The 13,798-nt window shown below is 32.7% G+C and carries 10 protein-coding genes and 1 pseudogene; 3 read left to right on the forward strand and 8 right to left on the reverse strand.

The window, feature by feature from the left end; translation table 11 throughout:
* Positions 1 to 654 precede the first annotated feature (654 nt).
* The 8 genes and pseudogenes from BMY18_RS12940 to BMY18_RS12970 form a co-directional block, all read right to left on the reverse strand.
* Positions 655 to 1,389, reverse strand: a complete 735-nt coding sequence (locus BMY18_RS12940) for a hypothetical protein (protein ID WP_092454699.1) — start codon at positions 1,387 to 1,389, stop codon at positions 655 to 657.
* A gap of 15 nt (positions 1,390 to 1,404) precedes the next feature.
* Positions 1,405 to 1,851 carry a phage tail tip lysozyme gene (locus BMY18_RS21405; protein ID WP_278281032.1) on the reverse strand — a complete coding sequence of 149 codons (447 nt, stop codon included), beginning with the start codon at positions 1,849 to 1,851 and terminating at the stop codon, positions 1,405 to 1,407.
* Between the two features lie 168 nt (positions 1,852 to 2,019).
* Positions 2,020 to 2,190: pseudogene (locus BMY18_RS21530) on the reverse strand (RHS repeat-associated core domain-containing protein); the annotation flags it as partial.
* A 308-nt stretch (positions 2,191 to 2,498) separates the two neighbouring features.
* On the reverse strand, positions 2,499 to 5,063 hold the full coding sequence (locus BMY18_RS12950) for a ComEC/Rec2 family competence protein (RefSeq protein WP_139197282.1): 2,565 nt from the start codon (positions 5,061 to 5,063) through the stop codon (positions 2,499 to 2,501).
* A 7-nt stretch (positions 5,064 to 5,070) separates the two neighbouring features.
* A complete protein-coding gene (locus BMY18_RS12955; protein WP_092454705.1) occupies positions 5,071 to 6,000 on the reverse strand; it encodes a GerMN domain-containing protein in 930 nt (309 codons plus the stop codon).
* Between the two features lie 25 nt (positions 6,001 to 6,025).
* Complete coding sequence (locus tag BMY18_RS12960; protein ID WP_242941034.1) at positions 6,026 to 7,348, reverse strand: sensor histidine kinase; 1,323 nt, start codon at positions 7,346 to 7,348, stop codon at positions 6,026 to 6,028.
* Positions 7,349 to 7,451: 103 nt separating this feature from the next.
* Entirely contained in the window at positions 7,452 to 8,141 is a 690-nt protein-coding gene (locus tag BMY18_RS12965; RefSeq protein WP_092454952.1) for a response regulator transcription factor, read from the reverse strand.
* 38 nt (positions 8,142 to 8,179) lie between these two features.
* The gene (locus tag BMY18_RS12970; RefSeq protein ID WP_092454709.1) at positions 8,180 to 8,830 is read right to left on the reverse strand and encodes a helix-hairpin-helix domain-containing protein; all 651 of its coding nucleotides are present in this window, start codon (positions 8,828 to 8,830) and stop codon (positions 8,180 to 8,182) included.
* 273 nt (positions 8,831 to 9,103) lie between these two features.
* On the opposite strand from BMY18_RS12970, the gene BMY18_RS12975 reads away from it, so the two are divergent.
* Genes BMY18_RS12975 through argH form a run of 3 tightly spaced genes read left to right on the forward strand, consistent with a single transcriptional unit; the run spans position 9,104 to position 13,765 of the window.
* Positions 9,104 to 9,535: a GtrA family protein gene (locus BMY18_RS12975; RefSeq protein WP_092454711.1), complete on the forward strand. Its 432-nt coding sequence runs from the start codon at positions 9,104 to 9,106 to the stop codon at positions 9,533 to 9,535.
* 31 nt (positions 9,536 to 9,566) lie between these two features.
* Positions 9,567 to 12,377: a YfhO family protein gene (locus tag BMY18_RS12980; RefSeq protein ID WP_092454713.1), complete on the forward strand. Its 2,811-nt coding sequence runs from the start codon at positions 9,567 to 9,569 to the stop codon at positions 12,375 to 12,377.
* 17 nt (positions 12,378 to 12,394) lie between these two features.
* Complete coding sequence (gene argH, locus BMY18_RS12985; protein WP_092454715.1) at positions 12,395 to 13,765, forward strand: argininosuccinate lyase; 1,371 nt, start codon at positions 12,395 to 12,397, stop codon at positions 13,763 to 13,765.
* Positions 13,766 to 13,798: the final 33 nt, after the last annotated feature.

Raw genomic sequence — 13,798 nt, forward strand, 5'->3', positions numbered from 1 at the left:
CCTGTTAATTCTATCCCTTCCCAGTATAGCCCTATAATTATTGATAATATTTGGCATTAAAACCGAAATTCACTTTTCGCTCTATTACAATGGCCGAATATGTAAATTTTATAATGCAATAGTGCTGAATATATTAGATCTAATAATAGGATAATTATTTATTTTTTATTTTTTTTAAATAAGTTATCCTTATTCTTAAAACCAACCCAACAATAAGTAAGCATCATAGAATCTCCTGTTCATACTTAAGTTTTAAATAAAAATACATAATAGACGTAAATATAAAAATTAATATAAAATATATAATAAATATAATTTCTAGTTTTTTTATCATAATTCCTCTTTTCAATATGTTATTACATATGGATATGAACCAAATTGTGAACTAATAATACCTAGAATTAAGATAATACAGTCCACTCTCGAATGGATTTTACAAATTTACATATTAGGATGACTTCTAACCCAAAACATAATAACAGCATCCCAAACTGAAAAAATGAAGCTGCTTTTAAACCGATAATTTTTTGTAATATTGTTCTGATAAAATGTTTTATAGAGAGGTTTGACTCCCCCATAAATGGCTCAATTGAATCCTACCTCGCCACTTTCCAGGTTAAATTCTACCTACTAGAAATCATTCCTACATAAGCGCTAGTTATTTAGTGGTATAAATTCAATTCCAGAATTTTTGGTTATATCACAAGCAGTAGTATCAGAGAGAATAGGATATTTTATTAGAAATTCTTCCATTTCCAATTGACTGATGTTATACTTTTCTCTGTCAATTATTTTGTAAAAACCATCTTCACATCCAAATTGCAATAATGGCAAAAGTTCACTGCCATCTTGTGAAATCTGCAGTATTTCATACTCCCAGTAATCAACTCCACCAGTGCTTTCCGTATATAATAGATTCGAATTATTTAAAGCGCATCTATGCCTTGGCCAAAATGAATCCAATAACTTCGGTTTTCCGTCTACCGTTGAGAAAATAGCTAGCATTGTGTAATCTTTCATAAGCAAAATCAACTCAGGATTACTATCTCTATTTAAGTCTTTCAGTGCATATCCAAAGGATTCTTTGTTCATTGCAAAATTCCGATAAGAACCAATCTCACTCCTCATGCTGAACCAAATATGATTAAGATCATCATCATTTATTTCATTATTAAAATCACTCTTCATATTATTAGTCAAATCATCCGCAAACTTCTGGTATTCTTTTATTATAGACATGTATTGTATAGCCACATCAGAATTAACAGAGGCATCAGAAGATATTTCTGTACTGACTTTGGAGTTATTTCCACATCCCAATGAAGATGTAAGAATAACTATTAAAATCATATTAACTAACATAATCTTAATATTTTTTTTTGTAATCATATCATTTTCACCTCATTAATTAAAATAGTTTGACCAATAATTGGCTGAATTAATACGCCTATCAGTGTGCGGAGTTCCTGCTCTCTCATATGACCATAGAAATACTTGAGTTAAATAATCAATTGACTCATTAGAGGAAATAAAATTAGTATATGGCATATAATAATCCTTATAATTAGGATATGGAAACCAACACCCAGCACCTGGTTGCATAGTTATTAAGAGAAATTTTACTTGTCCCATTAAACTATCTGCCGAATAACCATTTTCCACAGCCCAATCGAGGTATTGAGACTCCGGGTCCCATTGAACTAAGCCATATCCACCTCCATCAGGTTGGTGCATTCCAGGATTTATCGTTCTAGATTCCACATTCATATTTCCAAGTACTGCGCAAATAGCATTTGTTGACCACCCTTCACCAGAGAGATGATTATACACTATTGTGGCATTTTCATGCATTTGTTCACCTGTGAGATCTCCACTACTGGAATTTCCTACTGAAGATGATGATTCCTCTATTGCTTGAGGATGGTCTGAATATGGTGGTTGTGTTTGTGTTATTGGGGCTGGTACACCCCATTGTTTATTTAAACTTCTTATATTTTCATATAGATTACCACTTGGATCTGCATTATTTACTGGATTATTCCCACAATATGCAAACATGTTATTACCTAAAAGCCCCTGTCCAGTAGAAACTAATCCATCCGCATTTATAAATCTTCCCCATTCAGGATTGTAATAACGGCTACCTACATAGAACAGTCCACTCTCATTATCGCAGTAATAACCTCTATATCTAAATTGACACGGTTTTTACAGCAAATAACCCCTCTCCCTTAAACTATTAAATCATCCAATTTGCCTACGCTATTATGGTATATATTACCATGTATTGAGAGTTTTAGTCAATCTACTGTATCTTATAATTAGACCTAATAATTCATCCTTTTTCACTACCTTTTTATGATTATGAACTTTATCTTACAAACAAATTTCTTACTAGTTTTATATATTCTGTTATCAGATTACTATAAACACTTCTAGCAACAACTATCTTAAATCATCCCTATTTACCACCACCATCAGTGTATTCAATATCATAACTAGTTTGTCTTTAAATATCTCTCCATTCCAACGCGATTACCATCCGTTTTTATCGTAATCTCGCCACATTCGGTTGTAATATAGATTTGACTATTATGACTTTGTAATCTGCTTATTAATTCTGGATGTGGGTGTCCATAACGATTCTTGATTCCGCAAGAAATAATGGCTATTTCCGGTTTGATTATATCTAAAAATGCTTGTTGGCTGGAGTACATAGAGCCGTGATGAGCCACTTTGAGGACATCATAATCCTTTAACAACTTCTTATCCATCATAGCATTCTCCCCGTCAGTTTCTAAATCTCCGGTAAATAGCATATCAAAATTCTTATAATTTAGACTGACCGTTGTAGAATACCCATTTTCGGAAGTATATGCAAAGTTTTGTGATGGATGTAGGCATTTCATTGTAACCGATTTATCGCCAAACTGATCACCTACATTTACATATATAATATTAATTCCTCTGTTTTTTATATTATCCTCGAAATCTACATATGCCTGATCTTTTTCCTTGATTTTGGGCAGAACAATATTTTTAATATGGATATAAAAGCAATCATCATCTACTATCATTTCAATAATTCCGTTAATATGATCAGAATCCATGTGGCTCACAACAATATAGTCTAATGTTCTCACTCCGCTTGCTTTCAGAAATGGCACAATTCTGTATTTGCCCACATTTTTAACATCAGAACTGCCTCCATCAAACAAATATGTTGTATTTTCTGGTGTTCTTACAAATATGGAGTCCCCCTGCCCTACATCTATCATATTGATTTCCAAGCCCTCATAGCTTTTATAGCAAATCATTAAAATCATGGCTGGGATCAATAACACCACCCACTTGCTTATCTTCTTTTCATGTTTTACATCTTGCGTCTTATTTACATCTTTTATCTTAGTTGCATCTTTTACCTTATTTGTATTTTGTACCTTCTGTTCTCTTTGTGCCTCATGTTTTCTTAGCACCTTATTTTCACTTAGCACCTCATCTTCACTAACCACCTTATCTTCACTTAGTACCTCATCTTCACTTAGTACCTCATTTTCACCTTGCACTTTCTTAACATAATTTATGTAAGCAATCAAACCAATCAAAATCATATAATACACTATAATTTGTACAATAGATGGCTGTCCGATAATAACAATAGAATAAGGTAGCTTCAAAAACCAAACACAAACTACCTCATAAAAATTTAAAATATAATGTGCCATTCCAACAACAAATACTCCTGCAAAATGATTCACCATTCCAAGTAATCCGCCACAGCAGGCACTAAGCATTATCAATGCCATTAATGGTATTAATATTATATTTATTAAAACTGAATATATAGGGATTTGAAAATAGAAATATAAGATGACCGGAAGCGTTGCAAGATTTATTGAGAAACTCATTGATGCAGCATATACTAATGCTTTTATGATGGCACTATTTTTCTTGTCTTTATTCGGTGTATATACGATTGAAGTTATTGCTGGAGCGATAACGATCATTCCCAGGATGGCACCAAACGATAGCAGAAATCCGCAATTTGTAAACATAGTTGGACTCTGGATCAAAATCACAACTGCTGCTAAACTGGTTGAAGATAACATGTCATAGGTTCTTCCACACACGCCGGCTCCAACGACTGCAACAAACATGATAATCGCTCGAATTGTTGACACGCCATTTCCTGTGATAATTCCATAACATATTACGATTGATAGGCTTACAATCGCACATGGTACAAATTGAATTCCTATTTTTCGAAGCAATTTATATAAAAGCATTCCAATCATAGAAATCTGCATCCCACTAATTGCAAGTAGATGCGCAATTCCATTATCCTTATATAAATCATTGATTTCTGGAAGCATCCCCTCGTTATCACCTAGAACGATTGAATCATATAATCCAGAATCTTTTTCATCTGCGATGGTGCTATAAGATATTTTAAGTTTATTTTTGAAGTTATATAAAATTGGTAATATCTCATTTTCATTTTTTTGAGTGATTTCTAAAATCTTTCCTGTACATTTATACTCCATATTAATTGATTTATAATACAATTTGGAATCAAATCCACCTGTATTTCTTAACGATGGAAATTCTTTTAATGTTCCAGTAACACGAACAGTATCTCCGATGTCACACGTATATTCATTTACAGTAAGAAGTACTCCACTTGAATAGGTGCTGACTTGTGGATTTTGTGCTAATGTAATTGTATTTTTCCTTAAATATATCTGTTTATAAGTTTCTTTTTCTTGGATTTTATCTACGATTCCGATTATATTAACGGATACTCCTGAAGTTTCATCTTTGATATAGGATGAGATTAGATTTGGCTCTAGCTGCTGCTTGGTTATGCCATATGCCATAAAGAATACGATTATGAAAGATAAATAGATTGGTTTATATTTTTTGAAATAAATATTGTTTATGAACCATACAAAAATTGCGAAACTAATTATGATTGTTATCATTCGGACATCAGCCATAGCACATATATCACCCAATATATACACTATGGCCATTCCAATTAAAGGTCTTTTTATTCTTTTCACCCTCCCATTATTGATTGTTTTGATAAATAATATCCGTATTCATTTCAAATGGTGCTTCTAAACTAATCGTTTCACGATATACTTTCTTAGAATCGCCATTTATCAAAAACTGTACCTTATCAATATTACTTAACTCACAAAGTGAGTCTACAATTGAATAAATTGGAATTGAACTTGAAACATTTACGATTTCAGTTAAGAACTCAGAATTTAAATTAACATAACAGATTCCGTCTTTTACTGAAATATTAAGTAACTTTAGGTTCGCTGGCAAAGTCATACCATCCGATGTAGTATCTGGTCCTTTAATCAACTGCTCAACGATTGCTCTCTCAATGGAAACATTTCTGCTATAGGCTACAGAAAAGTTTTCTTTTACAAGTTTATCGCCCTTCGCATTCGCAAAATACAAGCTCAAATCTGACCATTGTAAATCACTAACACTATTGCCATCAGCATCTATAAAATCAGAAGCTGACATCATTCCTATCGTTGCACCATCTAAATAGGTTACGGGTATATTATCAACGTAAAACATAACATAATCAATTCCAGCAATTTGAGTTAGCGTCTTGACTACCGCACCCCTAAAAAGTGCTTGTCTAGTTGAATTCATATTATAATATTCTTGATTAAAATATATATTTGCAATATTATCAATGATTTCATATTTGTCGATTGATACATATTCCTTTTTAATCACAACCACATCATTTGATTTTTGAACTGTATTCATCTGGTTCAACAATTCACCTATCGTGGAATAGGTATCCGTCTGATTGGTTCCATAGCTTACAGATACAAGCTTATTTATATCACTGTTCGTATAATAGACATTAAACGAATTGGTATAGGTCTCTTTCTTACAGCCTGCCAAGCACAATACAATAAATAAAGTGAATATCATTATAAATATTTTTTTTCTACTTTTCATCATATACTCTTATTCTCTTTCCTATATGCTACTCTACGTAGTTAAGTGGTATTCTAACCGTAAATGTTGTGCCGACATTTTCCTCACTATGGAGTTTGATTGCTCCATGATGCATCAAAATTGAATTTCTTACAATTGCAAGACCAAGCCCTGTTCCACCTGTTTCTCTTGATCTAGCCTTGTCTACCCTATAAAACCGTTCAAAAACCTTATCTTGATTTTCTTCTGGTATACCAATTCCGTTATCTTCTACTTTAATGTAAAAATACTGATGATCCGCATTCAGTGAAACGTGAACCCATCCATCAATTTGATTATATTTGATTGCATTTTCTACTAAATTGGATATTGCTAAAGAAAATTTCACTTCATCTATTTCAGCTACTACTGGTCGAAAGCTTTCAAATACTAGTTCAATATTTTTCTTTTGAGCAATAGGTTTTAATCTTTTCAAAATCAACTCCACGGACTCATTAATATTGGTTGAAGTAATATTAAGCTTTGCAACTGATTTGTCCATCTTAACTAGCGATAACAAATCATCAATAATTATGCTCTCTCTATCAATTTCATCAACAATATCTTGCATAAATTCCTTATATATTTCTATAGGTGCATCTGCTTGATTATTGAGTGAATCTGCCAAAACCTTCATAGATGTAATCGGTGTTTTCAATTCATGTGATACATTAGAAACAAACTCTTGTCTAGACTCATCTAGATTATGCATCTTGTCCATTATTTCATTAAAACTCTCCGCAAAATGCTCTAACTCTGAATATCCATTTCCCTCGATTCTCTTGTCATAATGGCCCATAGCAATTAAATCTACATCATCAAATGTCTTACGAAATGCTTTTGTTATCATCTTTGAAGAAACTCCGGCCAAAAATATTAAGAATGTAATTAATGCAATCTTAATTACATATGTTTTTTGGGATACTTCAACTGAAAATTTAATAATTCCTTCTGTAGATAAATCAATCACAATTACACCCATTATTGATTTTTCCGAGCCAAAAACAGGAGTTACAACTTCTATGCAACCTCTATCCTTGTCATATTCAGAAATACTTTTTTGTGAGTCAAATGCCTTAACAGTATTCTCTGATAAAAGTGTTTTGTTTTTTTCAACTGAGAAAGTATCAAGTACAATCATATAGTCTGGATTAACCAACAATATTCTTGCTTCATTTACAGATGAATATTGTTGAAGAACACCACTAAATGAATTCACATTCGCATTTGAGATGTCGGAATATTTTGAGATTTCATTTGCAATAATTGCAGATTGCGTCTGAATACTTGCAAGCTTATCATTTATTATTTCTGCTTTATAGTAATTATGCACTGCCTGCTCCATGATTGTTACTGGAAGAACTCCTAAAATTACGATTATAATAAATACTCTAAACTGAATACTCCGAATATAATTACTTATTTTTTTTAGGTATTTAACTCTGAAAATAATAGCCTACACCCCACTTTGTGTTAACATATTTGGGCTCGCTTGGATTAGCCTCTATTTTTTCACGTAATCTTCTAATATGAACATCAACCGTTCTTACATCACCAGGGTATTCATAACCCCAAACAATGTTAAGTAAGTTATCTCTGCTGTATACCTTGTTTGGATTAAAAGATAATAATTCTAACAAATCAAATTCCTTAGCCGTAAGATAGACCTCTTTATCGAATATAACTAATGTTCTGCTGTCGCAATCTATTTTTAAATCGCCAGCTTTTATCACTTTCGCTACATTCTCTTTGCTCTCTGCTTTTGCATTTCTTCTCATAATTGCCTTAATTCTAGCTTTCACTTCCAAAATGTTAAATGGTTTTGTTATATAATCATCAGCTCCATATTCAAGGCCTAATATTTTATCCATATCATCGCCTTTTGCAGTAAGCATAATAATGGGCACATTAGAAAATTCTCTAATATGCTGACATACTTCTATTCCATTCATCTTAGGAAGCATAATATCTAATAAAATCATATCATACATTGTGTTCTTAGCACGTTCGAGTGCTTCTTCTCCATCATATGCACAATCAACTTCCATATCATCTTGCTCAAGGCTAAATCTTATGCCTTTTACAATCAATTTCTCATCATCTACAACTAATACTTTTTTTCCCATCATATTTCCTTCCATTGCAATATTAATGGCCATTGCAATTATTTCACAACAATCAAATCTTTGATTTTGTTAAATGCTGCATCCTTAATTCCAGAAACTTTCTTAATATCTTCAATCGTCTCAAATTTATTATTAGTCGTTCTATAAGCGATAATATCAATTGCTCTTGATTCCCCTATTCCAGGTAAAGTCATTAATTGATCTTTGGTTGCACTATTAATATTAACTAAAGTGCTACTGGAATTGTCTAAAGCTTGCGGGCTAACTTGATTTGATAGATTTTCATCTATATCAGGAACGTATATCTTTTGTCCATCAGTCAAATAATCTGCTAGATTAAGATAATTATAATTAGCATATTCTGTCATACCGCCAGCCATTTCAATCGCTTGGTATACTCTCATATTCTCATATAATTCGTATATCCCCGGATTAATCACACATCCGCATACGTATACACACAATTTTGCTAATTCTGTTTTTGGTTCAATTGCTGTATTCTTAGAACTTGATGTTGCAGCAACTTCTCCTGTAGCATTTTCGACATTCGATTCAAGTGTTGCAAATTCTGCATTATCTGCATTGGTTTTAAAGTTACAACTGTACAAAATTCCTGCACAAACCAATAAGATAACAATCATTGCAATTTTCATTTTATTTGCATATTTCTTTAATTTTTCTATTTGCATATTTTCTCCTTATATCAACATCTTTCTCTGATATAAGATCCCCTTTATGCTCAATTACATTTTACTTAAAATTACAATACATTACAAGCGAAACTTTAATATTTTTAACATTTAATATGAAAGAACATAACTTTATTCTAAAATAGCCCAATTATAACTATAAAACGCAAAATCGCTAAGATTATTGTAAACATTTGCATATAATTATTTACACTTAATAATCAATATAGTACAATAACTAAGTATATTTTGAAGTGAGGAGAAAAGTCCAAAATGGAACGAAGTGAAAATACTTTAAAATTGTTATTCGCTAAATTATTAAATAGGGAAACCATTAGCTATTTAATTTTTGGAGTTTTAACAACTGTGATAAATATAGGTGTTTACAAATTATGTAGAACGGTTCATATCGAGTATCGGCTTTCCACCATTATCGCTTGGATAGTTGCAGTTATAGTTGCATTTGTCACCAATAAGATTTTTGTGTTTGAAAGTACGAATATGCAGCCTGGTATTATTTTAAAAGAAGCAGTTACATTTGTTACTTCGAGATTAGTATCCGGGTTATGTGATTTTGGTTTTATGGTTTTTGCTGTAGAAATTATTCATATGGATGATTTTATAGCCAAAATCATAACTAATGTTTTTGTAGTTGTAATTAACTACTTGTTCAGTAAGCTCGTTGTTTTCAAGAAAAAGGGTTAGGTGCCGCTAAAGCGGCGGATAGGAGTATATTGTGAATAAAATTAAATTTCCAAAGATTAAACTATTGGATACTGATTCATCTTCAGATAATGAAATCCCACACGGTAATATTACTTATATTATAGCATATGCGATTCCACTTATAATGTTTATCGCTTTATATTATGTAAGGGACATATTCCCTTTTGGTAATAATTGTTATCTACGCTCTGACATGTATCATCAATATGCTCCATTTTTTTCGGAGTTTTGGCACAAGCTAGCAACTGGCCAGAGTCTTACATATTCATGGGATATTGGTATGGGCACGAATTTCACTGCACTATATGGTTATTATCTTGCAAGCCCCGCGAACTGGCTAATTGTCCTTTTTCCACAAAAATATATTATTGAAATAATGAATGCGCTGATTATTTTGAAACTTGCAGGTGCTAGTACTTCTTTCACATATTATATTTCAAAACGCTTTCACACAAAATCTTGCTTGATCGCATTGTTTGGTACTTTTTATGCAATGTCTGGATTTGTTGCTGCTTATAGTTGGAATATTATGTGGCTAGACTGTATCATTCTTATTCCACTCATCATCCTTGGTTTAGAAAAACTTGTTAACGAAAACAAATGTTTCTTATACAGTATTTCTCTTGGCCTTTGTATTTTTTCAAACTATTATATATCAATTATGGTATGCCTAACTGTTGTTATATATTTTATTGTTTTAATGATCTCCTACAGTGGAAATAGACATTTTAAAATCTACTTGAAAAAGTTTATTAATTGGGTTTTTTATTCATTAATTGCTGGAGGACTTGCCGCATGTCTACTTTTACCGGAAATGTACGCACTATCGCTTTCTGCATCAAGTGAAATGTCATTTCCAAAAACACTTACAACTTACTTCCCAATTATGGAAATGCTTGTAAGACAGTTAATAAATGTCCCTGTTCATCTTGGACTTGAACATTATCCAAATATATATTGTGGCGTAGCCATTTTCTTTTTGATTCCGCTTTATATAATGAATTCAAAAATCAATACCAGGCAAAAAGTTGGAAAGGTTGTTATTCTACTAATCTTTTTAACTGCATTTAATATGAATATTCCTAACTTTGTATGGCATGGCTTTCACTTCCCTAATAGTTTGCCTTGTCGCCAATCATTTATATACATTTTTTTCGTACTTTCAATGAGTTATGAAGCCTTTCATGATATTGAAAGTTATTCAAAAAAACAATTAACCGGTGCGCTTTGGTGTGCGATTGGATTCCTCCTTCTTGCTGAACAACTCTATGCAGGAGACACTTATAATTTCAAGATAATGTATATCAGTGGTGCATTTATGCTTATATATATGTTATTCATATATCTTCATAGAAGTAATCGATTAAAGAAGCCACTTCTCATATTCTTGGTATTTACTGTTGCAATTATTGAATGCACAATCAACATGCAAGCTACAGGACTTAGTACTACTATCAGAACCTATTATGTGAATGATAATGAGGCGGTTGATACTGTAAATGATTTTGTAGACCAAAATGACACTTCATTTTATAGAATAGAAAAAACCTCTGGGCTCCGTACAAAAAATGATGCTGCTTGGCATAATTATAAGAGTATTTCCACCTTCTCTTCTACTGCGAATGCGGGGATGACAGATTTTCTAGGTTATTTAGGTTGTGAACATTCAACAAATGCTTATGCGTTTAAAGGATCCACTTTAGTTACTGATGCTATATTTGATGTAAAATATCTATTAGGTAATAAGTCGGTGACTGAAAGTAATTTATTGAAATTTTACTATGGTAACAATGGCGAATTTTTATATCAAAATCAATATACTTTGCCTATTGGTTTTATGGTAAATTCAAATATTAATGAAGATTGGAAACTTGATTCACCAGGATATGGGATTCAAAATCAAAATGCATTTATACAACTTAACACTGGAATTCCTGAAGTATTTAAGCAGATTTATGAATTTCATACAGAACCAGATGTAAATATCGTTCCGACAATGAATGGACATATGTATCTTCTTGCTAGGAATCAAAATATTAAGGCATTAAGTGTCTCAATCAATGGAACTATAACTAATTATACCGATCTAGAAAATTCTAACTACACTATAGATATCGGTTATGTAAATACTACTGATGTAATTGAAGCTTATGCTGATACTACAATGAACGTTTTAGTATATTCACTTGATACTAACAAATTTATCTCTGCAATTAATACGCTCAAACAAGGTGGACTTGATGTAACGTATCATAGTGACACCAAAATAGAAGGTACTGTCAATTCATTAAATGATGGTGTAATGATGTTCTCAATACCTTTTGATAAGGGATGGACTGTTAAAGTTGATGGCAAAAAAGTGAATACATTTGCAATCAAGGATGCATTGTTAGGAATTGATGTTGGTGTTGGACAACATACCATAAAGTTGTCTTATATACCTGTAGGATTAGTAAAAGGTTTGATTATTTCAATTTCTTGTATACTTATTTTGATAGCCCTGTTTATATTTAGAAGGCGTGAAAAGAATGGTCGGCTTTCCACCAAGAAACTTCCAAAGTTTTTACAAGAAATACTTTCTGAGGAAGATGTTATTCTATACAACACTCCAATCAAAGATAAACTTGCTAATATGATTGGACTTAATCATGCGGAGCCATTTACTAACAAATTAGCCACTGAAAAGGATATGGATATGGTGATTGATAATGATATCACCTCTGGTTTGGCTGCTGACGTCAATGCCTATCTAGATGATGACATTGACTCTGACGCTGATTCAGATTATAATGCAAAAGATAATAATGAAACAAACTTATAAAAATGGAGGATATACCTATGAAATTATGGGGTGGACGTTTCACGAAAGAAACAGACAAACTAGTAAACAATTTTAACGCATCAATTTCTTTTGATCAGAAATTTTATAAACAGGACATCACAGGTAGTCTTGCACATGTGGAAATGCTTGGAAAACAAGGCATAATTACGGAAGCTGAAAGCCTTGAAATTCAGAAAGGCCTAAAAGCGATTCTTTTTGATATTGAAACTGGTCTTCTTGAGATTTCTGACGAATATGAAGATATTCACAGCTTCGTAGAAGCTACTCTTATAGAACGTACTGGTGATGTTGGCAAAAAACTTCATACAGGAAGAAGCCGAAATGATCAAGTTGCTCTTGATATGAAGCTTTATACAAGAGATGAAGTCCTCGCTGTTGATGAAGAATTAAAAGAATTACTTCAGGTTATTCTTAGAATCATGAAGGAAAATACTGAAACTTATATGCCTGGTTTCACACATTTACAAAAAGCGCAGCCAGTTACGATTGCTCACCATTTTGGAGCATATTTTGAAATGTTTAAGCGTGACCGCTCTCGTCTTTTTGATATTCATGAAAGAATGAACTACTGCCCACTCGGAGCTGGTGCTCTTGCAGGAACTACCTATCCACTTGATAGAGAACTTACAGCGAAGCTTCTTGGATTTGCTGGACCAACGCTTAACAGCATGGATTCTGTATCTGACAGGGATTACCTAATTGAATTTTTAAGTGCTTTATCTACAATTATGATGCACCTAAGCCGTTTCTCTGAAGAAATCATTATTTGGAATTCAAATGAATATAGATTTATTGAGTTAGATGATGCTTATAGCACAGGTAGTAGCATTATGCCACAAAAGAAAAATCCAGATATTGCAGAACTTGTTCGTGGCAAGACTGGACGAGTATACGGAGCTCTTGTCTCTCTTCTTACTACAATGAAGGGAATCCCTCTCGCGTACAACAAAGACATGCAGGAGGACAAGGAATTTACATTTGATGCAATTGATACTGTAAAGGGCTGTGTATCCCTTTTTAAGGGCATGATAGACACAATGAAGTTCAACAATACCAATATGGAGGCAAGTGCCAAAAACGGCTTCACAAATGCCACAGACGCCGCTGACTACCTTGTCAAAAACGGAATCCCCTTCAGAGACGCTCACGGAATCGTTGGACAGCTGGTACTCTTCTGTATTGAAAAGAATATTTCTCTTGATGACATGACTCTTGCTGAATATAAAACAATCTGCCCAGTCTTCAAAGAGGATATCTACGAAGCCATTAGCTTAAAAACTTGCGTAGAAAAAAGGCTCACCATCGGCGCACCTAGTCCCACCGCAATGAACCAAGTAATTAAAATCTGTGAAGATTACCTAAAATAAAAGCAGAATAATAACAAACATCTATGGTTCCAG

The sequence above is a fragment of the [Clostridium] fimetarium genome (assembly GCF_900111235.1).
Taxonomy (GTDB): Bacteria; Bacillota; Clostridia; order Lachnospirales; family Lachnospiraceae; genus Clostridium_N; species Clostridium_N fimetarium.